Source organism: Winogradskyella poriferorum, assembly GCF_050618035.1.
GTDB classification, from domain to species: domain Bacteria; phylum Bacteroidota; class Bacteroidia; order Flavobacteriales; family Flavobacteriaceae; genus Winogradskyella; species Winogradskyella poriferorum_A.
Genome location: NZ_JBODPY010000002.1, coordinates 153,345 through 179,843 on the forward strand (window position 1 = coordinate 153,345; position 26,499 = coordinate 179,843).

Sequence of the window (26,499 nt, forward strand, 5' to 3'; positions counted from 1 at the left end):
CGAATTTTTATGAAGTTAAAATTGTTCTTGGTTTTTTTAGTGGCAAGTACTTATTTATCGGTTGCACAAATCGATGAATCCCAAACAGGTGCATGGTATATGTATTTCTATAACCATAAGTTTAATAATAGTCAGTTTGGAATTCAAGGTGATTTACAATACCGTGATTGGCAAGGATTAGGAGACAGAGAACAATTGCTTTTAAGATCAGGTTTGACATACTCTCCCAAAGATGTTGGGATTATGTTCACTTTTGGATACGCCAATATCTCGACAGGTCCTTATGGAGATAGTGATGATATAGTCTCAGAAAATCGTATTTATCAAGAAGCATTAATACCTCAAAAAATTGGTAATCGGGTCTATTTAACCCATCGTTTTAGATATGAACAACGATTCGTCGAAAATCAAGATTTTAGAACACGATATAGATATAATCTGTTTTTAAACCTTCCATTTAATAAGTCAAGTCTTGAACCCAAAGCTGTTTATATGGCACTTTACAATGAGCTTTTTATAAATGGACAAACGGATATTGGTGATAATCGTGAAGTTGAATTATTTGATAGAAATAGGACCTATCTCGGCTTGGGCTATGTGCTTAATCCAAAAATAAGGTTTCAATTCGGTTGGATGAATCAAAAAACAGTGAACTGGGGAAAAGGCCAACTTCAAATAAGTATGCATCACAATTTTTAGGATATGCAAGCAACATATCACAAGCATATTTTAAATTTTAAAAGACCTAGCAGTACTTCTCGAGGTGTACTTACGACCAAAGAAACTTGGTTTATTAAATTGGCAAGTGATAATAAAACTGGCATAGGTGAATGCGGTATTCTGAGAGGCTTATCTATAGATGATAGATCAGATTATAAATCCAAATTAGAATGGGTTTGCAACAATATTCATCTTGGTCAGAGGGCTCTACTTCAACAATTAAAAGCTTTTCCAAGCATTCAGTTTGGACTAGAAATGGCATTTTTATCACTTTCAAGTGAAAATCCCTTTTCTTTATTTCCCTCAGAATTTACAAAGGCAGAAGATGTTATTCCAATCAACGGATTGGTTTGGATGGGTGACGAGGCTTTCATGCAAACACAGATCAAAGAGAAGATAGCTTCGGGGTTTAATTGTATAAAAATGAAAATCGGTGCTATTGACTTTAAAACCGAACTCGATATTCTAAAATCTATTCGAAAGCATTTCTCATCAAAGGATATTGAACTTAGAGTTGATGCTAATGGTGCCTTTAGTCCAGATGAGGCCTTAGAAAAGCTCAAACGCTTATCTGAATATGAAATACATTCAATTGAGCAACCAATCAGGCAAGGGCAATATTATGAAATGGCTCAATTATGCGAAAACACACCTTTACCCATTGCCTTAGATGAAGAATTAATTGGCGTTTTTGATAAAGAGGACAAAAGGCAGATGTTAGAACAAATTCGCCCTCAATATATAATTTTAAAACCAAGTCTAATAGGAGGCTATAATGGTAGTACAGAGTGGATAGAACTAGCAAATGCCTCTGGAATAAAATGGTGGATAACTAGTGCTTTAGAGAGCAATATTGGTCTAAATGGAATTGCTCAATGGACATATACACTTAAAAATAAATTGCCACAAGGTTTAGGTACAGGAAGTTTGTTTACGAATAATTTTGATTCGCCTTTAATTGTAAAAAATGGTACTTTGCAGTACGATATAAATAAAGATTGGAAAATTAATTTTTAAATATGGATTATATACAACAGGCATACAAAGGATTACATGATGGATGGAGATATTTTGTCGGTACGATTATAGTAATTGCATTTGTAATTTTTGGTCAAATTCCATTAACAGTAGCTGTTTTTATTGAAGCAAGCAATCAAGGTATGAGCATGTTTGAGGTTGATGAAACCACCTTGCTCACGATTTTAGAACCAAATCTAAATTTATTCCTAATGCTATTGTCATTTGCTGCTGGATTATTAGGTATTCTTTTGGCAAATAAGTACTTGCATAAAATGACTTTAACGCAATTAACAACAGCGCGAGATAAGATTGATTGGAAGCGATTCTGGACCATTTTCTTTGGTTGGGGAATTTTATCTTCTGGCTTTGTGCTAATGGATTATTTTATGGCTCCAGATGATTATGTTATAAATTTTGACTTTGGGAAATTTGCAATTTTATGTGTTGTTGCAATTTTAATGGTACCGCTACAAACCAGTTGTGAAGAGTATTTGTTTAGAGGCTATTTAATGCAAGGTTTAGGTGTTGTTACAAAGAATAGATGGTTTCCATTATTGTTTACATCATTAGTTTTTGGTCTCCTCCATATTGCGAATCCAGAAGTTGAAAAACTAGGATATATTATTATGGTTTACTACATAGGTACGGGATTATTTCTAGGAATTATAACACTAATGGATGAAGGCTTAGAATTAGCCTTAGGTTTTCATGCGGCCAATAATTTATTTACAGCACTATTAGTTACTGCAGATTGGACTGCCTTTCAGACGTATTCTATATTTAAGGATATGTCAGATCCAACAGAGGCAACATTTATAGATATTGTGGTTCCTGTTTTTGTCATCTTTCCAATTTTACTTGTAATTCTATCGAAAATGTACGGTTGGAGTAATTGGAAAGAACGCTTATTAGGAAAAGTTGAAAAACCACCAAAGGAAGATTATAAAATTATAGAATAGTAAATGACACCATCATATACCAAAATACACAATCGTTTTAAATTAAACGGACTTCATTTCAATCATGAAGAATTGAAGGAAGTTGCCTATAGTTTAATAAAGGAGGGAGAGCCATATGAAAAAGTAACCGGTAACTTTCTGATAGATTGGTTAAATAAAGATGACTTTTTGTATGTAAATACCTCAGGCTCTACTGGGAAACCTAAGGCTATTAAACTGAAAAAGCAATCTATGGTGAATTCAGCAATAGCAACAGGAGATTATTTTGGTTTAGAACCAGGAGACAAGGCATTAGATTGTCTACCGAGTCATTACATTGCTGGTAAAATGATGCTTGTAAGAGCTATGATTTTAGGATTAGAGATTGATCATGTTGAGCCAAGTGCACACCCAGTTTTTGATTATGCAAAGCGCTATGACTTTTGTGCAATGATTCCTTTACAGCTAAAGCATACTATTAACTATACAAAGAACATTAAGACAATCATTGTTGGTGGTTCTATTGTAACACAACCCTTACAAGAACAGATTACACATAGTGATTCAAAATTTTATGAGACCTATGGAATGACTGAAACGGTTACACATGTTGCTGTTAGACAATTAAAGTCTATTGCAGGTGAAGGAGAACCATACTTTAGTGCATTGCCAAATGTATCTTTTGATAAAGACGAAAGAGATTGTCTCATTATAAATGCTTCAAAACTTGTGGATGAAGCACTTGTTACAAATGATATAGTAGATTTAAAATCGCCAACGAGTTTTCAATTATTAGGACGATATGATAATGTGATAAATTCTGGTGGTGTAAAGTTGTTTCCGGAGCAAATTGAAAATAAGCTTCAACCTATTATTGATGAGCGTTTCATTGTAGCTGGTGAAGAAGACGGTACCCTAGGAGAAAAATTGATATTAATTATAGAAAACCCTAGAGATTCAAAGGACTCCATTTTTAATAGAATTAAAAAACTCAAAGGACTCACTAAATTCGAGGTTCCTAAAGACATTTATATCCTCAATAATTTTGAGGAAACTGTAAATGGTAAAATTCAACGAAATAAAACCATTAAAAAAGCAATAGGGTAGCTTTACTTACCAAAAAGTCTCATTGACTCATTACCTGTTTTAATTTGGTTAATGTGTGAATAGTTTTATTAGAACTTTAAACACTAAACCAATGAAAACACTTTCTTCAACATTGCTTGTATTGTTTATTACAATAGCAAGTTTCGGACAACAAATGATGGTTAAAGGAACCGTAACTACTGCTAGTGACGGACTACCATTACCAGGAGCTACAGTACTAATTAAAGGTACTTCGATTGGTACACAAACAGATTTTGATGGTAAATTTACAATCCAAGCCAATTATGGTGATGTCATAATTGTAAGTTATGTAGCTATGGATTCTGCAGAGTTCATTGTTAATGGACAAGAACACTATGAAGTCTCTCTAACTGAGAATGCTTTGGATGAAGTAGTGGTTGTAGGCTATGGTATAACAACAAGACGTGCTTACGCAAGCTCTTCGGTAATTTCTTCTGGACCCACTAAGGCTCAAATAAGAAGGCAAAATAAAAAGGCTTATCAAAATAAATTAGCTGGGCAGATTCAATCTAATTCAATTAATCAGTCATTACAAGGTGAAGTAGGTGGTGTGACGATTGTTGAAGGTTCAGATAAATCTAAGGAAGCTTCAAGAATTCTTATTAGAGGATTTGGATCTATTAATGGTAATAATAAACCACTTTATATTGTAGATGGTGTTATTTCAGACGAAAATCTTAATAATGTCTCTCCTAATGACATCAACAACATCACAGTATTAAAAGATGCAAGCGCAACCTCTATTTATGGTAGTAGAGGAGCAAATGGTGTCATAGTTGTTTCAACCAAAGGTGAGTCAAATAGTAAAAAGGAACCACTTTATATCGTTGACGGTAGACCAATTAATAAAATTAACAATCATATTGTCGAAAGTATACCAGAGGCGGATATTGAAAGTAAAAAAGTCTACGATCACAGAGACGCAAAAGACAAGTTTGGTAAGATCGCAAAACATGGGTGCATAGTTATAACAACCCAAAAGGGAAACTTTAGATGTAATAATGAAAGCTACGCTGTAATTAGTGAAAATAGTTTTGAGAAGACTTTGGTTAATCCTCTCTCCACCTTTTCAATTGATGTAGATAAAGCCTCATATAGCAATGTAAGACGAATGATTAATAATGGAAATTTTATTGAGCCAGATGCGGTTAAAATAGAGGAAATGATAAATTATTTTGACTATGATTACCCGCAACCAGAAGATCAACATCCTTTTTCTATTTCTACCGAGGTTGTTACAACACCATGGCACCAAGACACTAATTTGGTAAGAATTGGTCTGCAAGGTAAAATTTATGAAAATGAGGAGTTGCCTGCGTCTAATCTAACTTTTTTAATTGATGTTTCTGGTTCTATGGGATATCCGAATAAATTACCATTACTAAAAAGTGCATTTAAGCTTTTAGTAAATCAACTTAGAGAAAAGGATAAAGTCTCAATTGTAGTATATGCAGGATCTGCTGGATTAGTTTTAGAACCAACTCGTGGCAATAAAAAAGAGAAGATATTAGACGCTCTAGATAATCTCGAGGCAGGTGGTTCAACTGCTGGTGGTGAAGGGATTAATTTGGCTTACAAAATAGCGCAAGATAACTTTATTAAAAACGGCAACAATAGAGTTATCCTCGCTACAGATGGAGACTTTAATGTAGGTGCTTCTACGGATAGAGAGATGCAAACTTTAATTGAGGAAAAGAGAAAAACTGGTGTATTCTTATCAGTATTAGGTTTTGGCTACGGGAACTATAAAGATTCTAAACTCGAGACCTTGGCAGATAAAGGAAATGGAAATCATGCATATATCGATAATATGCAAGAAGCACAAAAAGTGTTTGAGAAGGAATTTGGAGGTACCTTATTTACAATAGCTAAGGATGTGAAAATTCAAATAGAATTTAATCCTAATAAGGTACAAGCATACAGACTAATTGGGTATGAAAACAGGCTTTTAGCTGATGAAGATTTTGTCGACGACACCAAAGATGCAGGAGAATTGGGCAGTGGGCATACTGTCACTGCTTTATATGAAGTCATTCCTGTGGGTGTTGAAAGTAGTTATCTTAGTCAAATACCAGAGCTTAAATACGTAGAGAAGCTTAAAACTAGTGATTACAACGACGAACTTTTTACGGTAAAATTTAGGTATAAAAAGCCTCAAGAGTCAAAGAGTATTGAACTGGTCCACATTCAAGATACTGAAGTTTCTAAGCTTTCACAAGATATGTATTTTGCTTCAGCAGTCGCTTTATTTGGTATGAAGCTTAGGCAATCTAAATATGATAATAATGCTAATCTTGCTAAGATTATTGAACTTGGTGAAAAGGGCAGAGGCGATGACAAACAAGGATATCGTGCTGAGTTTTTAAGACTAGTAAAGTCCTATAATTATATTCAATAAGGTGTAATAAAAAAGCCCTAAGATTTTGTCTTAGGGCCTTTTTTTATTTTTATTCCTTAATTAATTTCCAGCAGAAAGATTCTTCATTTCTTCTTCAATCATTTCGTAGAACTCATCAATTTTTGGTAATACGATAATTCTAGTTCTTCTGTTTTTAGCTTTGTTTTCAGCAGTATCATTCGCAACTAAAGGAACATGATAACTACGTCCTGCAGCAATTAATTGTTGAGGATTAACCTCTAATTCCTCAAGTACGCGTACAACAGATGTAGCACGTTTTACACTAAGGTCCCAGTTATCTAATAATGGTGGCTTACTGTATGGTACATCATCAGTATGAGACTCTACCATAGCTTCAAAACTTGGCTTGCTATTAATTACTTTAGCAACTTTTGCCAATACACTCTTAGCTTTATCCGTTACGTTGTAACTACCGCTTTTAAATAAAAGCTTATCTGCTATAGAAATAAATACAACACCTTTTTCAACATTGATTTCAATATCCGGATCATTGATACCTACTTCCTTTTTAAGACTCGTTACTATAGCAAGTGTTACACTATCTTTCTTTGTTAAGGCATCTTGTAAACGTGAGATTTTTAAATCTTTTTCTTTTAGGCTTTCTAATGAACGTTCAAGGTTTTCAGCACCCTTTTGCGTTAATGTAGTTAGATTTCCCTTAGTGTCAATTAAATCTTGGTTGGCTTTACGAAGATCTTCTAACTGATCTTTCATAGTTTCAACTCTAGCACTAGCTGCCGCAGCATCAGAAAGACACTTGTTTAATTTTACAGTAGCTGTGTTGAGTAAATCTTGTGTCTCTTTCTGTTTTTCTTCAAGCGCCATATAATCCTTCTTAGATACACAAGACGCTAATAACATCATGGAGCAAAAACTCAATAATATTAGTTTTTTCATAATCTGTTTTCAGTTTAATTGTTAATTATAACAACTCAAAATTATAGAAAAGAAAATTTGAAAGAGAATGGATTAACAAATTTTTTAACGTTTTTATAAACAATTAAAAAGTTTTGTTTTTTTGGATGAAATAAGACCAAACAATTGAATTTTTCTCAAAATATCCTGGTCTTTTTTTCAATTTCTTACGTTGCTGAAGTACGCTTCGAAGTCTCCAATAAAATGATCCATGTGCTTTTAGTACTGCAACAAAGAATAAAGGTTTGAGCTGAAATAAAAACCGAATTGCAGCTATGCCATCTAAAACCATGCGTGTAAAGACTCTACTCATTAAAGCACTGTCTGTATTCTTGGCGAGTGTAATTAAACTATTACGGAAATTGAGATAAGTTTTTTTGGGATTAGTGTTCTTTAAAGTAGCACCACCAACATGGTACACAATAGAACGACTTGTATATTTAGTTACAAAGTTTTGATTATACGCGCGCCAGCATAAATCAATCTCCTCCATATGAGCAAAATAAGTTTCATCAAATCCTCCTAAGGATTTGAAAACGTTGTTTTTAATAAAAAAGCAAGCTCCAGAAGCCCAGAAAATAGAAGTCTCGTCATTGTACTGTCCTTCATCTTTTTCGATAGTATTAAATATGCGACCTCTACAAAAGGGGTAACAATATTTATCAATAAATCCACCAGCAGCACCAGCATATTCAAAATACGCTTTGTTTTTATAATCCAATATTTTGGGCTGAACTATAGAGATACTTTCGTCTACATTAAAGGTTTCTAAAACTGGGTTTAGCCAATTATCAGTGACTTCGACATCGCTATTTAAAAGACAAACGATTGGCTCAATAACATGTTTTAATGCATCATTATAACCCTTTGCATAACCACCATTGATATTATTCTCTATGATTTGGATGTTTGGATATTGGCTCTTTAGAAAAGAAATGGAGTCATCAGTTGAGGCATTATCAGCAATGTACAGTTTCGCCTTGCCAGAATACTCAATTACAGAGGGTAGAAATGTCTCTAAGAGTTTTCTACCATTCCAGTTTAAAATAACAATTGCTATGTCTTTATAACTATATGTCAAGATGTTTTATAATTTGGAATATCTTTTAGGAAGATATAACGATTTTCTTCGTAACTCATTTGGCAATAATAGTGATTTAATCCATTGGTTACCATTAAAAAAGAAGCGTTTAATGAAAGATTATAACGTGCAATTTGATCAAAAGAAGATTGATCTATCTTAATATTTGGAGCTTTACATTCTACGATGAGATGAATACTCCCATCTGAATTAAACACAACAATATCATAGCGTTTTTTAAGACCGTTTATTACAAGTTCTTTCTCAACATTAATCAAAGATTTTGGATAAGCTTTGCTATTTATCAAATAATGAATACAGTGCTGTCTCACCCATTCTTCGGGCTGAAGAATGATAAATTTTTTCCGAATTACATCAAAAATAGAAACTTTATTTTCTGTACTTTTGAGTCGGTATTGAAACGGAGGAAAGTTAAGCTCTTGCACTTAACAAAATTAAAACTTAAATAGGATTCTGTTTTATTATTTGCTAAAATTTTGCTTGTAATATTAATGCATACTGCAGTTGGAAGAAGTTAAACAACTCTTATCTGAAATTAGGAATGGAAATCTAAAGCCTATTTATTTTTTAATGGGTGAGGAACCTTATTATATAGATAAAATCTCAGAATTTATTGAAGACAATGTATTAGATGAATCCGAAAAGGGATTTAATCAAATAGTACTGTATGGTAGAGATATTGCGGTAGAAGATATAGTAAGTAATGCAAAGCGTTTCCCTATGATGGCTGAGCACCAGGTTATTATTGTTAAGGAAGCTCAAGATTTAAGTAGAACCATTGAGAAATTGGTGAGTTATGCAGAAAATCCACAACCAAGTACCATTCTTGTTGTTAATTATAAATACAAAAAAATTGATAAGCGTAAAGCGCTTTACAAAGCATTAAAGAAATCTGGTGTCGTATTCGAAAGTAAAAAGTTGTACGAAAACCAAGTTTCAGATTGGATAAGACGTGTATTAAACGGCCAGAAATACACAATATCTCCTAAAGCAGCTCAAATGCTGGTTGAGTTTTTAGGAACCGATTTGAGTAAAATAGATAACGAGCTCAATAAACTAAAAATCATTTTACCAGAAGGTACTCAGATTACGCCAGAGCATATCGAAGAAAATATAGGTATTAGTAAGGACTTCAATAATTTTGAGTTGCGTAAGGCCATTGGCGATAAAAATGTGGTTAAGGCACATCAAATTGCGAAGTATTTTGCTGATAACCCTAAAGACAATCCAATGGTTGTTACCATTTCATTGTTGTTTAATTTCTTCTCACAGTTATTGCATTTGCACGGTATGAGCGATAAGTCTCCTCGAAATGTGGCTTCGGCATTACGCATTAATCCGTATTTCGTAAATGAATATATAGTTGCAACTCGTAATTACCCGATGAAAAAAGTAAGTAGCGTTATCGCCATGCTACGCGAATTTGATGTGAAGGGTAAAGGTGTTGGTGCCAATGCAGTGCCACAAGGCGATCTACTCAAAGAATTATTAGTGAAGATTTTAAACTAATCGATCACCAATCTTGAAATTAGAAATCCGCCATCAACTGCCTTAATTTTTATGATATAAATGGCTTTTTCTAATTGAGATATATCTATTGTAGAGGCTTTTGAATTTAACACGAGTTCACCCTTTAGAGAATAGATGTTAGTCGTGCAGTTTTCCTTATTCAATTTTATTTCTTTAGATGCAGGATTTGGATGAAAATTCAATACCGTGTTCTCAACTTCAGTAGTTGAAAGTGTCGAGGTGTTAAAACTATATAAGCCTTGGGAGTTTCCTGATAATTCCTCGGCACTAATTAGATATTCATTCGATGATGTTGAAGCTACACCTTCAGTTTGTGTTGAGTAATTCGTAGGAACGTTTAGGGATGTCTTCTGAATAGTTCCGTTGGAAAATAACTCATTATTAAATCCATTCAACTGAATTAAGAAGGATCCCATTCCATCATATCCTACTAGCATTATTTCTCCATTTATGGTGTTGTAAGTCGAACCAGTAATTAATCCTTCAGAATCAAACGTATCAACTAAGGTTGCCGTATGAGTTCCGGGAGTATCTGACAGCTTATAAATATTTGTTGTGGCATCAATCCAATTCTTGGTGAAGATATAGAGCTTATTGTTATAGTGTATAAGCGCCTCAGCATCAAAATTTGTCGAAAAAGGGGATGGTGTAAAATCAACTTGATCACTGTAGCTAAAATTTATGACCTCACCCATAACTGTTGTATTAGCAAAATAATCTGAACGTAAGATCCTATAGATCTTCAAATCAGTTCTTGTGCCTTGGTTATTACCAATATCTGCAATGTAAATATAGGAGTCGTCATATGCGATATCTTCCCAATCTGAGTTGGTAGCATTGCTAATGGTTATGGTTCTAGAAATGGTTCCATCTGACGGATCAATTTCAAAAAGCTGATTGGTATTACCCGAATCATTATGAGTAATAATGGTATTGTTGAGATAGAGTAAACCTGATGTTTCTTGTAGACTTGAATCTAAATCTGTTAATAGATTATAGTTCTGTGAAAATGACGAAACATAAATCCATGTAAAGACAAACAGGAAATTCCTTTTCATAACAATTTGATTAGGTTATAAATTTAAGAAATATAGAGTATTATCTATTAAGAGAAGTCTTTTTGATACATCAATAATTCTTCTTCACCACCAGGAAATTTTCTAAGACCTACTAATTCTAAACCTAAACGAGATAGCAATTTTTTTGAAGACGCATTATCCTCCATAGTGAAGGCTCTCACTGACTTTAGCTTTAAATTCACTTGGGCGAATTGCATTATTTGCTGCATGGCTTCAAAGGCATAGCCTTTACCTTCATAATTTGGTAAAAAGGCAAAACCAATATCGGGTAGTTCAGTACCTTCCCTGTGGTAGATACCGCAAGTACCGAGTTTTGTGTTATCTGCTTTTCGAATTACTACATTGTTTGTATGGCCATGTGTTTTTAATTGCGATAAGGCCTTATCTGTAATATAGTTCTTGGCCTCTTCAATTGTATGTATATTACGATCCCCAATGTACTTTATCCATTTAGGACTATTCATAAGCTCAAGAATGAAAGGTGCATCATCAGTACTTACGGGTCTTATATGTAAACGCTCAGTGTTGAAACTATAATGCTCTGTTTTCATCGAGAAGAAAATTCTTTAAATCTTCATAAGACTCAATTTTAACGGCTGTTTTTTCCTTATCCATTACTGCTTTGATCTGAGGCGGTAAGTCAACTTTAGTGTCTATGACCTCTTCCACAACATCTAAAAATTTTGTTGGATGTGCAGTTTCAAGAAAAACAACATGTGCGCTATTATCTTTTAAATAGTCTTTTGCACCTAAGTATCCAACGGCACCGTGCGGATCTGCGATATAATTATAAAGTTGGTTTATTTCTAAAAGTGCCTCTTTCGTTTCTTTATCTGTATAACTAAATGAAGATAAATTAGACTTTAAGTCTTCAAAATTATGATTATGAAGTTCTTGAATTCGAATGAAATTACTAGGATTACCTACGTCCATAGCGTTGCTTATGGTTGGTACTGACGGCTTAGCTAAATAGGTTTGTGTAGCCATGTAATTAACGACAGTATCATTAGCATTATTTGATGCAATAAATTGCTTAACCGGCAGACCAAGTTTTTGTGCCACCATTCCAGCACAAATATTTCCGAAGTTACCACTTGGAACAGAAAAAGCGATATCGTCGTATTTAGATTTTAATTGCTTGTATGCAAAAAGGTAATAGAATAATTGAGGCAACCAACGTGCAATATTAATTGAATTTGCTGATGTGAGTTGCATTTGATCGGTGAGCTCATGGTCGATAAAAGCTTTTTTAACCATATCCTGGCAATCATCAAATACACCATCTACCTCCAAAGCAGTAATGTTATGGCCCAGTGTAGTTAATTGTTTTTCTTGAATTTCACTTACTTTACCAGAAGGGTAGAGGATAACTACCTTTACGCCTTTAACACCAAGAAAACCATTAGCTACAGCACCACCTGTATCACCTGAGGTTGCTACTAATACTGTAACTTCATTCGTATTTGACTTATTGAAATATCCCAAACACCTCGCCATAAACCTTGCACCAACATCTTTAAAGGCCATTGTTGGTCCATGGAAGAGTTCTAATGTTGAAATTTGATTATTAAATTCTACAATGGGAAAATCAAAATCGAGAGTTTCTTCAATGATTGATTTTAGTTCAGCTTCTGGAATTTCTGGTAAAACAAATTGCTTAATCGCTTCAAAAGCTATTTCTGTATTTGACAAAGATTCAATATTGTCAAAAAATGAATCAGGTAAAGGTGAAATGGTCTCAGGAAAATACAACCCCTTGTCTGGTGCAAGACCTCTCACAACTGCTTTTTGAAACGAAGTATCTGGTGCTTGTTTATTTAATGAATAATAGTTCATTCTAAAGTTTTTATGCCTTCAACATTAATTTTAGAAACATAAGTCTCAATAGCTATTGAAGTGTTAGCGAATGTTTGTCGCATAGCGCTTTCAACGTCTTCAGCTATATTTTTACCCTTACTTAAGGCAAAAACAGACGGTCCAGAGCCCGAAATGGCGCATCCAAGAGCTCCGGCTTTAAGTGCGTTGGCTTTTAGTATGTCGAAATTTGGAATAAGCGCTTTTCTAAAGGGCTCAATAATTACATCTTCTAGCGCATTTTTTATTAGACTATAGTCTGAAGTATGCAAGGCATGTACCAAGCTACCAACATTTGCCCATTGATTTATTGCTTTACCTAAAGGCACCTCTTTTGGAAGTATAGCGCGTGATTCAGCCGTTTTTATCTCTATTTGAGGGTGTATTATGGTCGCGTATAGCTCTGATGGCGTTGGTAGCGATATGACTTTAAGAGGGTTTATTGACTTAACAAGTGTAAATCCTCCAAAAATTCCTGGTGCAAGATTGTCGGCATGTTCACAGTTACTTGCAAGCGCTTCACCTTGCATGGCATAAAACGTCAATTCAGTTTTGTCCTTTGGTCTACCGAGTAATTCGTTAATGCCATATACACTACCAGATGCACTTGCCGCACTACTCCCAATACCGCTTCCTGGTCTGATACGTTTATCAATTTCAATTTCAAAACCACAATCAAGATCAAGATCAAGATCCTTATACATGGCTAAAGCCGCAACTCCAGCAACATTCTTTTCGGCTTCATAGGGAAGATCAAATCCATCAATTTTAGTAATTCTAATTCCCTTTTCATCGGTCTTTCTTATGGTCATGTAATCACCTACGGAATCTAGACAAAAACCGAGTACGTCGAAACCACAGGCCACATTGGCTACCGTTGCTGGTGAGAATATTTTAATTTCTGTCATTAGTTGTAAGCGGTTCTTATTATATCTGCAAAAAGACCAGATGCCGTTACTTCTGCACCTGCTCCAGCACCTTTAACAATCATTGGTTGCTCCTTGTAACGATTTGTATAAAACATTACTATATTATCCTTACCCTCGAGATTATAAAATGGATGGTCTTCTTCAATTTGTTCTAGTCCAACTCGCGCTTTGCCGTTTTCAAACGATGCCACAAATTTTAATTGGCAGTTATTAGCAATCGCATCTTTATACAAGCCTTGGTAATAGTTCTCATCATTTTTTAAGGTCTCAAAGAAATCTTCCACTGTAGTTACATTAATAGCATTCTCAGTTAAGAAATTTTTACTTTCAATATCAGCTAATTCTAACTTATGACCACTTTCTCTTGCTAAAATTAGAATTTTTCGTGCTACATCTACACCGCTTAGATCAATTCTAGGATCTGGTTCTGTGTACCCTTCTAACTGAGCCTGCTTAACGACATCATGAAATGTAGTGTCTGAATTAAAATTATTAAATATGAAATTGAGACTACCTGATAAAACAGCCTGAATCGTATTAATCTTATCTCCAGATGTAATTAAATGATTGAGTGTATCGATGATTGGTAACCCAGCACCGACATTAGTTTCAAATAAGAAGGAGGTATTGTATTTTCTTGCCAATGTTTTAAGTTTATCATAGTAAGCAAAGTCACCTGAACATGCAATTTTATTACAAGCCACAACAGAGATACTTTCTTTTAAATACCAAGGATAAACTTTCGCCACTTCTGCATTTGCGGTGATATCAATAAACACAGAATTTCTTAGGTTTAGATTTTTAGCCAGATTAAAGAAGCCATCCAAGCTAGCCTTTTCTCCTTTAGAGAGTAAAGTTTTCCATTGCTCGAGGTTAATTCCTTCATCATTAACGAGCATAGTTCTAGAATTAGACAAACCTATAACTCTTAATTTAATTTTGAAGTTTTCCTTTAAATAGGCCTTTTGTTGCTGCATCTGTTCAATGAGACGTTCTCCTACATTTCCAACGCCTGTGATAAAGAGGTTAATCTGTTTCGATTTTGTTTCGAAAAATTCTTCGTGTAAACAATTAAGCGCTTTTTTTACATCGTTCTTATGAATAACAGCAGAAATATTTCGTTCAGATGCACCTTGAGCAATGGCACGAATGTTCACATTGTTCTTACCCAATGTACTAAACATCTTTCCACTAATGCCTTGATGGCTTTTCATTCGGTCTCCCACAACAGCGATAATAGAAAGATCTTTTTCTATTTCAATGGTATCTATTTTTTGCAATTCAATTTCATACTCAAAAGTCTTATCTATGGCCTTTTTAGCACGTTTTGCTTCGCCCTCGGCGATTCCAAAGCATATGGAATGTTCTGAAGAGGCCTGTGTGATAAGAATAATATTAATCTTTTCCTGTGCTAGCGTTTCAAACAATCGTTTACTAAAACCAGGCACACCGACCATACCGTTTCCTTGCAGTGTTAAAAGTGCAATACCATCTATATTACTTATACCCTTAACAGGAGACATGCCATTAGCCTTTTTATCTAGAGATATTGTGGTACCAACGGCTTCTGGATCCATTGTATTTTTAATTACAATAGGGATATGTTTCTTCAAAACAGGCATAACTGTAGGTGGATAAAGTACCTTAGCACCAAAATGCGAAAGCTCAACCGCTTCTTGATAAGACAATTCTGTGATTGGAGAAGCTTGTTTAACAAGTTTTGGATTGGTTGTAAACATACCACTCACATCTGTCCAGATTTGTAGCTCATTGGCATTTATAGCAGCTGCAATTATTGCTGCGGTATAGTCAGAACCACCTCTGCCGAGCGTCGTAGTATCACCACTTGATGATTTAGAAACAAATCCTGGTAATAGTGTTATTGTCGCCTTTTTTTCTGTAAAGAAATCGGTAATGTTATTGTTGGTGATTTTAAAATCAACCTGCGCATTATTATAATTGGAATCTGTGATGATTAAATCTTGAGCATTTTTTAAAGTGACATTTACACCTCTGGACTTTAAAACATGGCTGATTATAGTTGATGAACAAAATTCTCCAAAACTTAGAAGCTTGTCTTTAGTTTTAGGTGACAACTCATTTATTAAATAAATACCATTAAGTAGATTTTGTAGCTCGTTAAGCTTATCACTAATGATTTCAAGAAGTTCATCGTGTTGCTTTTTTATTTTAGGGTCATTTTCAGGATTTTCATAAAGACCTTCAATAACTTGGTTGTGGATACTCCAGATCTTATTGTATTTGCTTTTGTATTCATCATTTTTTGCGCAAGCAAATTCACCTGCTTCGATGAGTTTATCTGTAACACCACCTGTTGCCGATACTACAACGGCAATATCTGTTGTATTAGATTCTTGTTGTAAAATGGATATTACTTTATTTATATTTTCAGCGGAACCTACAGATGTCCCTCCGAACTTTAGCACTTTCATAATTTAATTTTTAAAGGAAATTTATGGTCTTAAATAGACTTTAGTCAAAACGAAGTTTATATACACATCATACCCCTAAGGGTAATAATTGTAGAGATAAAAAACATAGAAAATGTTGCACGGTCAGAGTTAACCAAGGTATTAATTGATATGTGCATTTTTTTCTTCATTCCTCAACAAATGTATTATTTTTACGACAAGAAAAAAACAAATTGATTTTTTTTGAGGAATCGGTAAAAAAGCCGTTTTCTTTTCATAAAAATCTAATCAAAACCTTATCTGATTAAGATAAACTCAATGTTTACAATTTGTTTTTTGAGAATGATACAACGTCAATGAAATTATTTTCCAAAGAGCAGATTTACGAAGGGGATCGATTAACTACTGAACGTCAGAATATTTCTTCAACCGATTTAATGGAGCGTGCAGGCACGCAAATTTTTAATTGGATACACATGCGCATGCAAGGCGCACAGGTCCCAGTACATGTTTTTTGTGGTATAGGTAATAATGGTGGTGATGGTTTGGTGCTCGCCAGACATTTAACCACTCATGGTTATAATGTTATTACCTATATAGTCAATTACAGTGAAACACGATCAAAAGATTTTCTAATCAATTATGATCGCATTAAAAGTGTTTCTAAGGACTGGCCAATAATGATGACAAGTACCCAAAACTTTCCAGAAATTCATAAGGATGATATCATTGTTGATGCTGTTTTTGGGATAGGATTAAATAGACCTCCAGCGGATTGGGTAAAAGATTTATTTTTGAGATTTCGGGAATCTGGAGCATTTACGTTGTCTATAGATTTACCATCTGGTTTGTATACAGATAAAGCAGTGGATGATAAGGAGGCCGTGGTACATGCAAATTATACTTTGAGTTTTCAATCACCAAAGTTGGTTTTCTTCTTACCAGATACAGCGAAATATACTATTCAGTGGGAAGTCTTAGATATCGGTATTGATAGAGAGTATTTAATTAATACAGAAACAGAGGCAGAGCTGATTGCAAAGTTTGAAGTCTTACCATTATATAAACCAAGAGATAAATTTGCCCATAAAGGGGATTTTGGTCATGTCTTAATAATTGGTGGAAGTCATGGTAAAATTGGTGCAGTTCATCTTGCTAGTAAAGCTGCTTTATACGCTGGTACTGGTTTGGTAACGGCCTTCGTGCCTGACTGTGGCTATCATAGTCTTCAAGCATCATTACCAGAAGCAATGGTGATAACTGATAAAGAAGATTGTGTCATATCGGATATTAATTTTAATATACATCCTAATGCAATAGGAATTGGTACTGGATTAGGGATAGACAAAAGAACGGTACAAGCACTTGGAATATTTTTAAAGGCAAATGATAAACCATTGGTTGTAGATGCAGATGCTCTCAATATTATTTCAGAGAATAACGCCTTATTGAAGTTATTGCCTTCTCAAGCCATTTTAACACCTCATCCTAAAGAGCTAGAGCGATTAATTGGTCCGTGGGCTGACGATTTTGAAAAACTTCAAAAAGTAAAAGCGCTCTCAATTAAACATGATATTATAGTAGTTATTAAAGGCGCTAATACCATAACAGTCTATAAAGATAAATTATACATAAATACGACAGGAAATCCTGGCATGGCCACTGCAGGTACAGGAGATGTTCTAACAGGAATGATTACTGGAATGATTGCACAAGGTTATGAGCCATTGCCAGCCACATTATTTGCAGTTTATCTTCATGGAAGATCTGCAGATATTTCCTTAGAGGATTATGGCTATCAGAGCTTAACTGCAAGCCACATTATAGAAACTATTGGCGAAGCCTATATAGATTTATTCAAACAACCAGAACAGCCTCAACAAGAAGGTGAGGTGGAACAGTCTTAAGGATCTCTAATTCATTAAGATTTAAATGTCAAGACTGTTGAGTAATTCAGTTATTTGTGGATTAGATGGTCGAGGTGCATCAGCATTCACAATATTTCCTTCTGGGTCAATGAGTAAAAACCGTGGGATACTATTTATTTGATAGGCCTTCATGAATTCAGATTTAAACCCATTGTCTGCAATTAATTGAATACCACCTAATTCACTATTCTTAATCATACGTTTCCATCCTTCATAGGCCGCTGCTGCGTCACCCTTATATCCACGTCCTTCATCAATCGAAATACTTACAAACTGAATATTTTTTCCTTCGAAGTCTTTTTCTAATTTTTTCAAAGACGGAATTTCAACCTTACAAGGGCCACACCAAGTTGCCCAAATGTCCATATAAACATATTTTCCTTTTAAGTCTGTTAAAGATGTATTACCACCTGCAAAATTCTCATAGTTTTCAAAGAGTGGTGATGGACTTCCTTTTGGGAACTTGGCTCGCATTGCTAACCTAGAGCCTAAATAGCTTGTAATTTGTTTTTCTGTCCTTTCCACATTTTTATCTACAATCGCAAAATGTGCAGAGTCTACCTTTGGATATTTATTCTTTAACTCGTTATAGGCATTATTATAATTTTTAATGGCTGTATCCAAGTCTTCTTTGGTACCCATTGAAAATAATTTTGCATCAAAATGCTCTTGTGATATTAAAAATGACTTTACAGTAAAGTTGTTTATATCAGCTCCATCACCAGTATAAACAATAGATTCAGCGAAATTCTCATAATCTGTAGTAAAAGAAGATTCAAAATCATTTTCTAAGTAAATCTGTCCGTATTTGGAGCCATGCTGAAAATTATAATCCCCAGATTCTACCTTTAGGGTGTCCATAAAGGTCCCGTCATCATTAAGAGTAATTAATTTATTAAATGTTCTGCCTTGAAAAATCCTGATAATTTTACCCTCATCATAATTTTCAATTTTTCCGGAAACCGTAGCATACGCTTTAGGTTCTTCTTTACAAGTAAATAGTAAACACGCTAGGCTAAGTATAATAATGCGTTTCATAAACAGGGATTTGATTTCGCCAAATATAAAAATTAAATAGAGCAATGGCGAATTACACTAATTATTAACATTATGAGGTAGTCTATAAAATTATTCCCAATTTTGAATATCTATTAACTAATTAACATGAGTCAATACCATACAATTTCATCGAAACCTCTCGATATTGTTACCATTTATAATCTTTTTAAAGACAATAAGAAACTCAAATTGTCTGATGAGCTCAAGAAAAAAGTTCAAAAAAGCAAAGCGTATTTAGATGAAAAATTAAAGAACAATGAAAAGCCAATGTATGGTATTAATACAGGCTTTGGATCTTTATATAATGTCAAAATTTCTAATGAAGATTTAACCAAATTACAGGAAAACTTGGTAATGTCTCATGCGTGTGGTACTGGTGACCGTGTGCCGGAATCTATTGTAAAAGTAATGTTGCTTCTTAAAATTCAATCATTGAGTTTTGGGCATAGTGGCGTACAATTAAAAACAATAGACCGATTAATTCAATTTTTTAATAATGATATTTTCCCATTTGTTTACACCCAAGGATCTCTAGGTGCTTCGGGTGATTTAGCGCCTCTTGCGCACCTAGCCTTACCATTAATAGGAAAGGGTAGAGTGGTGCATAATAATGAAACCTATGAAGCGTCTGAAATATTAGAAAAATTTAATTGGGAACCTATAAAGCTTGAAGCAAAAGAGGGTTTAGCGTTACTTAATGGTACTCAGTTTATGAGTGCTTATGGTGTTTACTTACTTTTAATTGCACACAAAACATCCTATTTAGCAGATATTATCGCAGGTATATCATTAGATGCTTTTGATGGTCGCTTAGATCCATTTCATGATTTGGTTCATTCCGTAAGGCCACATGCAGGACAATGGAAGGTAGCTAGAAGATTTAATGAATTATTAGAAGGAAGTGAACTTATAAAAAGAGAAAAGGAACATGTTCAAGACCCATATTCATTTAGATGTATTCCTCAGGTCCATGGGGCGACAAAGGACACTTTAGATTTTGTTGAAAAAGTAGTTTTAACCGAAATTAATTCAGTAACAGATAACCCAAATATTTTTCCTGATGCGGATATAATTATTTCAGGTGGTAATTTTCATGGGCAACCTTTGGCTCTAGCCTTAGATTACTTAAAAATTGCCATGGCAGAAATTGGAAATATTTCTGAACGTCGCATATTTCAGTTAGTATCTGGCTTAAGAGGATTACCAGCATTTCTTGTTAATAATCCTGGTTTAAATTCTGGCTTTATGATTCCGCAGTATACAGCTGCAAGTATTGTCAGTGCTAATAAGCAATTAGCGACACCTGCTAGTGTAGATAGCATAGTATCTAGTAATGGCCAAGAGGACCATGTGAGTATGGGAGCAAATGCCGCCACCCAGGCCTATACCTTAATACGTAACGTTGAAAGAGTAATCGCAATAGAATTAATGAATGCTTCACAGGCTATTGAGTTTAGGAGACCATTAAAAACTTCACCGTTGCTAGAGTCATTTTTGGAGCATTACAGAAAAGTGGTGCCCTTTATAGAGGTAGATGAGGTACTCCATGATGATATTGAAGCGTCAGTACAATTTTTAAAAGATGTCGATATTGAGGTGGAGGAGTTATTTCTAAATCATTATGGTCTAAAAAACGAAATTTAGAATTTAATCCTGTACTCTTTCGTCAGCCCATTTGTAAGCCTCATTTAGTTCTGAGAAGATACCAAAAGGTTTGCTAAAGAACATTTTTTCGACCTCTGCATTTCTCTTGGCTTTATAGTCTGAAGAAACAACAGCGAATCCTTTTAAGTTCTTAATTTTCGCCGTTTCATAATAAATCTGTGGGTCCACAGAATAGGAGTTTATCCTATGTGTAATGTATACAAAGGGTTTATCCTTAAAATAATCATTAGCAATATCTAAAAGAATGTAATTATCACTAGGTGAGAGATTTACGCCTTCATTCATCACAACAACTATGTAGTTGTCAAATATTGATACATGGCAAAATTCGAGGGTTAGGGTATCTCGCATATAATCGGTTTACAACGAGGTTGAAGATAAAAAAAACTCCTTTATGGGCAAAGGAGTTTTAGTATAATATTGAACAAAAACTTTAAGACTCAGTTGTTTTACTAGAGTTTTTAATTTTTATTTTTAGTTCATTCTTTTTAGAATCTAAATCCATGGTAATGGTATCACCTTCTTGAATTTTTGCGCCTATAATTTCTTCTGCAAGCGCATCTTCAACATACTTTTGGATAGCTCTATTTAATGGTCTAGCACCATACTGTTTATCAAATCCTTTTTCAGCAATATAATCTTTCGCAGATTCAGTTAATTTTAAGATATAACCTAAATCTTTAATGCGATCGATAAGCTTAACAAGTTCAATATCAATAATTTTATTAATATCCTCTTTTTCTAGAGCATTAAATACAATGACATCATCGATACGGTTTAAGAACTCAGGAGCAAAGGCCTTTTTCAAAGCATTCTCAATAACTGCTTTTGCATGGTCAGACTCTTGTGCTTGTTGCGCTGAAGTACCAAAACCAACTCCAGTACCGAAGTCTTTGAGTTTTCTTGCACCTATATTAGATGTCATGATGATAATCGTATTTCTAAAATCTATTTTTCTGCCCAAACTATCAGTTAAATAGCCATCATCTAAGACTTGAAGTAACATATTAAATACATCAGGATGCGCTTTCTCAATCTCATCTAATAAAACTACAGCATATGGCTTTCTTCTTATTTTTTCAGTTAACTGACCACCTTCTTCATAACCAACATATCCTGGAGGTGCACCAATTAATCTAGAAATGGCAAATTTCTCCATGTATTCACTCATGTCAATTCTAACAAGGGCATCATCACTATCAAATAATTCGCGCGCTAATACTTTTGCTAATTGCGTCTTACCCACACCAGTTTGGCCTAAGAAAATAAACGAACCAATTGGTTTGTTAGGGTCTTTAAGACCAGCTCTATTTCTTTGGATCGCTTTAACAACCTTTGCCACTGCTTGGTCTTGACCAATAACTTTACCTTTAATTAAATTAGGTAGTTGTGCCAGTTTGTTAAGCTCAGTCTGAGCTATTTTATTAACAGGAACACCAGTCATCATTGAGATGACATCTGCAACATTATCTTCTGTAACGACTTCTCTATGTTGCTTAGTTTCTTCTTCCCATTTCTCTTGTGCAGAGGCTAGGTCTTTTTCTAAACGCTTTTCGTCATCTCTAAGTTTCGCTGCCTCTTCATACTTCTGTTTCTTAACAACACTATTTTTAGTTTCTCTAACTTCTTCTAATTTCTTTTCTAACTCAAGTATTTGTTTTGGAACATCAATATTTGTGATATGTACACGAGATCCTGCTTCATCTAGAGCATCAATAGCTTTGTCTGGTAAGAAACGTTCCGTCATATACCTATTTGTAAGCTTAACACATGCTTCTATTGCACCATCTGTATAATCTACATTATGATGCTCTTCATATTTTCCTTTAATATTGTTTAATATTTCAATGGTCTCTTCTACAGATGTTGGCTCAACAATGACTTTTTGGAATCGTCTTTCAAGAGCACCATCTTTTTCAATATATTGTCTATATTCATCTAACGTCGTAGCACCAATGCATTGAATCTCACCTCGTGCTAGAGCTGGTTTAAACATATTTGAAGCATCTAAACTACCAGTTGCACCACCAGCACCTACTATGGTATGAATTTCATCTATAAATAAAATGATATCATCATTCTTTTCGAGCTCGTTCATTACCGCTTTCATTCGCTCTTCAAATTGTCCGCGATATTTAGTTCCTGCAACAAGACTTGCTAAATCTAATGTAACAACACGTTTATTAAACAAAGTTCTAGATACCTTACGTTTAACTATCCTCAGGGCAAGTCCTTCAGCGATAGCAGATTTACCAACACCAGGCTCACCTATAAGTAATGGATTGTTCTTTTTACGTCTACTTAGTATTTGTGAAACTCGTTGTATTTCTTTTTCACGACCAACAACTGGGTCTAATTTGCCTTCTTCGGCTAATACAGTAAGATCTCTTCCAAAATTGTCTAAAACAGGTGTTTTAGATTTTTTATTGGTCTTACTGGTTTGACTACCACCAAAAGGATTTTGTTTTGCGTCCTCTTCTTCATTCATTTCGTCATCTGAATAAGATTCTGCTTTTGGTGTGTCTATGTAATCATCTTCGCTTGTAATCATTGACTTAAATTCTTCTTTTACGTTATCATAATCCACTTTAAGCTTATTTAAAAGTTTAGTCGTTGGATCATTTTCATTTCTTAGGATGCACAATAATAAATGTGCAGTATTTATAGAAGTACTTTGAAACAGTTTGGCTTCTAAAAATGTTGTTTTTAAGGCACGTTCGGCCTGCCGGGTTAAGTGTAGGTTTTTCTTTTCGTTTGAGGTGGTAACGATGTTAGGATTTGCAGGGCTTAATATTTCAACTTTTCTTCTTAAATGATTTAAATCTACATCAAGTGAATTCAAAATATCAATAGCCTTGCCATTGCCATCTCTTAAAAGACCCAACATCAAATGTTCGGTTCCAATAAAATCATGACCAAGCCTTAATGCCTCCTCTTTACTGTAAGCTATCACATCCTTAACTCTTGGTGAAAAATTATCATCCATAGTATTTTCCTTTCTGCATTAAAAATAATAAAACATATTAACTATTGGCAAAAATCATACCTTAATTAACAGTCAAAAACGAAGAGAATAAAAAACCTTTTCATAACAAAGGAAATGGTCAGATACTTATTAAAAAAAAGATATCAAATATTGTTAATAAAAAGTCCTAAAAACAGGAATCCAATACACTATAAACACTGCTATTTTGGTTATATTAGCACGTTTTGAAAACCTACAAAAAACTAATTAATTAAATATATGGCAGAAGGAGAAAAACTTATTCCAATTAACATTGAGGATGAAATGAAATCAGCCTACATTGATTATTCAATGTCGGTCATTGTGTCACGTGCCTTACCAGATGTCAGAGATGGTTTAAAACCAGTTCACAGACGTGTGTTATATGGTATGCACGAACTAGGTGTTAGATCTAATACTGCACACAAAAAATCAGCTAGAATAGTTGGTGAGGTATTAGGTAAATATCACCCTCATGGTGATACCTCAGTTTATGACACTATGGTACGTATGGCTCAAGAATGGAGCTTAAGATATATGTTAATTGATGGTCAAGGAAATTTTGGTTCAGTTGATGGTGATAGTCCGGCCGCGATGCGTTATACCGAAGCACGTATGCGTAAAATTTCTGAGGACATGTTGGCAGATATTGATAAAGAAACTGTTGACCATAAGTTAAACTTTGACGATACCTTAGAGGAACCAACAGTTTTACCAACTCGTATACCAGGTTTATTGGTAAACGGAGCTTCAGGTATAGCCGTAGGTATGGCGACCAATATGCCACCTCATAATTTAACAGAAGTTGTAGATGGTACTATCGCTTATATAGATAACAATGCTATCGAGATTGATGAGCTTATGCAGTATGTTAAAGCTCCTGATTTTCCTACTGGTGGAATTATTTATGGTTATGATGGTGTAAAAGAAGCATTTCATTCTGGTCGTGGTCGTATCGTAATGCGAGGTAAGGCTAATATCGAAGAGGTTAATGGACGCGAATGCATCATTGTAAATGAAATTCCATACCAAGTAAATAAGGCAGATATGATTAAAAAGACTGCTGACTTGGTTAATGATAAAAAATTAGAAGGAATATCAACAATTAGAGATGAGTCTGATAGAAATGGAATGCGAATCGTTTATGTTTTAAAACGTGATGCTATTCCGAACATCGTTCTCAATAAATTGTACAAGTATACCGCGTTACAATCATCTTTTAGTGTAAATAATATTGCGTTAGTAGATGGTAGACCTCAGTTATTAAACTTAAAAGATTTGATTCACTACTTCGTAGAGCATAGACACGATGTAGTTGTTAGACGTACTAAATACGAATTAAGGAAGGCTGAAGAACGTGCACATATCTTAGAAGGGTTGATTATTGCTTCCGATAATATTGATGAAGTAATAGCCCTAATAAGAGCTTCGGCGAATGCTGATGAAGCGAGAGCGAAACTTGTTGAGCGTTTTAAATTATCTGAGATTCAGGCCAAAGCTATTGTAGAAATGCGTCTACGTCAGTTGACAGGTTTAGAACAAGATAAGTTACGCGCTGAGTATGAAGAATTGATGAAAACTATCGAAGATCTTAAAGACATATTGGATAAAAAAGATCGTAGAATGGACATCATCAAAGATGAGTTGACGGTTGTGAAAGAGAAATATGGTGATGAAAGAAGGTCTTTAATAGAGTATGCAGGTGGAGATCTTAGTATAGAAGATATGATACCAGACGAAAAAGTGGTAATAACCATTTCTCATGCTGGTTATATTAAGCGTACGTCACTTACGGAATACAAAACTCAAAATAGAGGAGGTGTAGGTCAAAAAGCATCGACTACTAGAAATGAAGATTTCCTTGAGCACTTGTTTGTAGGAACGAATCATCAATATATGTTGTTCTTTACGCAAAAGGGTAAATGTTTCTGGATGCGTGTTTACGAAATACCAGAAGGTTCCAAAACTTCTAAAGGTCGTGCTATTCAAAATCTAATCAATATTGAACAAGACGATAAAGTAATGGCCTTTATCTGTACGCAGGATCTTAAGGATGAAGATTACATTAATAATCATTATGTAATAATGGCAACCAAGAAAGGTCAGGTTAAAAAGACTTCTCTTGAGCAATACTCAAGACCAAGAACAAATGGTATTAATGCCATTACTATTAAAGATGGTGATGAACTTTTAGAGGCTAAGCTTACCACTGGTGAGAGTCAAGTAATGTTGGCGCTTAAATCTGGTAAAGCTATTCGCTTTGAGGAGGCCAAAACTAGACCGATGGGTAGAAATGCTTCTGGTGTAAGAGGGATTACTCTGGCGAATGATAATGATGAAGTGATTGGTATGATTGCAGTAGATGATATGGAAAGTAATATCCTTGTCGTGTCAGAGAATGGTTATGGTAAACGATCTAGTTTGGATGACTATAGAATTACAAATAGAGGAGGAAAGGGCGTTAAAACCATCTCTATTACAGAAAAAACAGGTAATTTAGTCTCTATTAAGAATGTAACTGATGAAGATGATTTAATGATCATAAATAAATCTGGAATCGCCATCCGAATGGAAGTTGCTGATTTAAGAGTAATGGGAAGAGCCACTCAGGGTGTTAAGCTTATTAACCTTAAAGGTAAAGATTCAATTGCAGCTGTAGCCAAGGTAATGAAGGATGATGAAGAAGGAGCAGATATAGAAGAATTAACTGATAATGAAGATGTTAGTAATGATGGCACGGCTATTGATACTAGTGAATCGGATAACTAAAAATTAAC

At 34.4% G+C, this 26,499-nt stretch carries 20 protein-coding genes; 9 read left to right on the forward strand and 11 right to left on the reverse strand.

Annotated features, from left to right (window positions below):
- Nucleotides 1-9 precede the first annotated feature (9 nt).
- The 5 genes from ACRHOC_RS05570 (at nucleotide 10) to ACRHOC_RS05590 (ending at nucleotide 6,204) form a co-directional block, all read left to right on the forward strand.
- Nucleotides 10-699: a DUF2490 domain-containing protein gene (locus tag ACRHOC_RS05570; RefSeq protein WP_431157602.1), complete on the forward strand. Its 690-nt coding sequence runs from the start codon at nucleotides 10-12 to the stop codon at nucleotides 697-699.
- A gap of 3 nt (nucleotides 700-702) precedes the next feature.
- Nucleotides 703-1,737: an o-succinylbenzoate synthase gene (gene menC / locus ACRHOC_RS05575; protein ID WP_431157603.1), complete on the forward strand. Its 1,035-nt coding sequence runs from the start codon at nucleotides 703-705 to the stop codon at nucleotides 1,735-1,737.
- Nucleotides 1,738-1,739: 2 nt separating this feature from the next.
- Nucleotides 1,740-2,699: a lysostaphin resistance A-like protein gene (locus ACRHOC_RS05580; protein ID WP_431157604.1), complete on the forward strand. Its 960-nt coding sequence runs from the start codon at nucleotides 1,740-1,742 to the stop codon at nucleotides 2,697-2,699.
- A gap of 3 nt (nucleotides 2,700-2,702) precedes the next feature.
- Nucleotides 2,703-3,785, forward strand: coding sequence for an AMP-binding protein (locus ACRHOC_RS05585; protein ID WP_431157605.1), 1,083 nt, complete (start codon nucleotides 2,703-2,705; stop codon nucleotides 3,783-3,785).
- A 91-nt stretch (nucleotides 3,786-3,876) separates the two neighbouring features.
- A complete protein-coding gene (locus ACRHOC_RS05590; protein WP_431157606.1) occupies nucleotides 3,877-6,204 on the forward strand; it encodes a YfbK domain-containing protein in 2,328 nt (775 codons plus the stop codon).
- Between the two features lie 60 nt (nucleotides 6,205-6,264).
- Here ACRHOC_RS05590 and ACRHOC_RS05595 read toward each other — a convergent pair whose 3' ends face one another.
- From ACRHOC_RS05595 to ACRHOC_RS05605, 3 genes are all read right to left on the reverse strand, one after another.
- Nucleotides 6,265-7,122 carry an OmpA/MotB family protein gene (locus ACRHOC_RS05595; protein ID WP_431157607.1) on the reverse strand — a complete coding sequence of 286 codons (858 nt, stop codon included), beginning with the start codon at nucleotides 7,120-7,122 and terminating at the stop codon, nucleotides 6,265-6,267.
- Between the two features lie 103 nt (nucleotides 7,123-7,225).
- Entirely contained in the window at nucleotides 7,226-8,221 is a 996-nt protein-coding gene (locus tag ACRHOC_RS05600) for a glycosyltransferase family 2 protein (protein ID WP_431157608.1), read from the reverse strand.
- On the reverse strand, nucleotides 8,218-8,667 hold the full coding sequence (locus ACRHOC_RS05605; protein WP_431157609.1) for a type I restriction enzyme HsdR N-terminal domain-containing protein: 450 nt from the start codon (nucleotides 8,665-8,667) through the stop codon (nucleotides 8,218-8,220). The genes ACRHOC_RS05600 and ACRHOC_RS05605 overlap by 4 nt, the downstream gene beginning before the upstream one ends.
- Nucleotides 8,668-8,746: 79 nt before the next feature.
- Here ACRHOC_RS05605 and holA point away from each other — a divergent pair, with 79 nt between their 5' ends.
- Nucleotides 8,747-9,751, forward strand: a complete 1,005-nt coding sequence (gene holA / locus ACRHOC_RS05610) for a DNA polymerase III subunit delta (RefSeq protein WP_431157610.1) — start codon at nucleotides 8,747-8,749, stop codon at nucleotides 9,749-9,751.
- Here holA and ACRHOC_RS05615 read toward each other — a convergent pair.
- From ACRHOC_RS05615 to thrA, 5 genes are read right to left on the reverse strand one after another with little or no spacing between them, the layout of a single operon-like run.
- The gene (locus ACRHOC_RS05615) at nucleotides 9,748-10,830 is read right to left on the reverse strand and encodes a T9SS type A sorting domain-containing protein (RefSeq protein WP_431157611.1); all 1,083 of its coding nucleotides are present in this window, start codon (nucleotides 10,828-10,830) and stop codon (nucleotides 9,748-9,750) included. The two genes, holA and ACRHOC_RS05615, sit on opposite strands and share 4 nt — an antisense overlap.
- 47 nt (nucleotides 10,831-10,877) lie before the next feature.
- Entirely contained in the window at nucleotides 10,878-11,402 is a 525-nt protein-coding gene (locus tag ACRHOC_RS05620; RefSeq protein WP_431157612.1) for a GNAT family N-acetyltransferase, read from the reverse strand.
- Nucleotides 11,383-12,687, reverse strand: a complete 1,305-nt coding sequence (gene thrC, locus ACRHOC_RS05625) for a threonine synthase (protein WP_431157613.1) — start codon at nucleotides 12,685-12,687, stop codon at nucleotides 11,383-11,385. The genes ACRHOC_RS05620 and thrC overlap by 20 nt, the downstream gene beginning before the upstream one ends.
- Nucleotides 12,684-13,613, reverse strand: a complete 930-nt coding sequence (locus tag ACRHOC_RS05630) for a homoserine kinase (RefSeq protein ID WP_431157614.1) — start codon at nucleotides 13,611-13,613, stop codon at nucleotides 12,684-12,686. The genes thrC and ACRHOC_RS05630 overlap by 4 nt, the downstream gene beginning before the upstream one ends.
- Nucleotides 13,613-16,087 carry a bifunctional aspartate kinase/homoserine dehydrogenase I gene (gene thrA, locus ACRHOC_RS05635; RefSeq protein WP_431157615.1) on the reverse strand — a complete coding sequence of 825 codons (2,475 nt, stop codon included), beginning with the start codon at nucleotides 16,085-16,087 and terminating at the stop codon, nucleotides 13,613-13,615. The genes ACRHOC_RS05630 and thrA overlap by 1 nt, the downstream gene beginning before the upstream one ends.
- A 335-nt stretch (nucleotides 16,088-16,422) precedes the next feature.
- Here thrA and ACRHOC_RS05640 point away from each other — a divergent pair, with 335 nt between their 5' ends.
- Entirely contained in the window at nucleotides 16,423-17,973 is a 1,551-nt protein-coding gene (locus ACRHOC_RS05640) for an NAD(P)H-hydrate dehydratase (protein ID WP_431157616.1), read from the forward strand.
- A 21-nt stretch (nucleotides 17,974-17,994) separates the two neighbouring features.
- Here the strand turns inward: ACRHOC_RS05640 and ACRHOC_RS05645 are convergent, their stop codons facing one another.
- On the reverse strand, nucleotides 17,995-19,032 hold the full coding sequence (locus tag ACRHOC_RS05645; protein ID WP_431157617.1) for a TlpA family protein disulfide reductase: 1,038 nt from the start codon (nucleotides 19,030-19,032) through the stop codon (nucleotides 17,995-17,997).
- Nucleotides 19,033-19,158: 126 nt separating this feature from the next.
- On the opposite strand from ACRHOC_RS05645, the gene hutH reads away from it, so the two are divergent.
- Nucleotides 19,159-20,697: a histidine ammonia-lyase gene (hutH, locus tag ACRHOC_RS05650; RefSeq protein ID WP_431157618.1), complete on the forward strand. Its 1,539-nt coding sequence runs from the start codon at nucleotides 19,159-19,161 to the stop codon at nucleotides 20,695-20,697.
- A gap of 3 nt (nucleotides 20,698-20,700) precedes the next feature.
- Here hutH and ACRHOC_RS05655 read toward each other — a convergent pair whose 3' ends face one another.
- Together ACRHOC_RS05655 and ACRHOC_RS05660 are read right to left on the reverse strand one after the other, a co-directional pair.
- A complete protein-coding gene (locus tag ACRHOC_RS05655; protein ID WP_431157619.1) occupies nucleotides 20,701-21,069 on the reverse strand; it encodes a hypothetical protein in 369 nt (122 codons plus the stop codon).
- Nucleotides 21,070-21,151: 82 nt separating this feature from the next.
- Nucleotides 21,152-23,704, reverse strand: coding sequence for an ATP-dependent Clp protease ATP-binding subunit (locus ACRHOC_RS05660; RefSeq protein ID WP_431157620.1), 2,553 nt, complete (start codon nucleotides 23,702-23,704; stop codon nucleotides 21,152-21,154).
- Between the two features lie 258 nt (nucleotides 23,705-23,962).
- On the opposite strand from ACRHOC_RS05660, the gene gyrA reads away from it, so the two are divergent.
- The gene (gene gyrA / locus ACRHOC_RS05665) at nucleotides 23,963-26,491 is read left to right on the forward strand and encodes a DNA gyrase subunit A (protein ID WP_431157621.1); all 2,529 of its coding nucleotides are present in this window, start codon (nucleotides 23,963-23,965) and stop codon (nucleotides 26,489-26,491) included.
- Nucleotides 26,492-26,499: the final 8 nt, after the last annotated feature.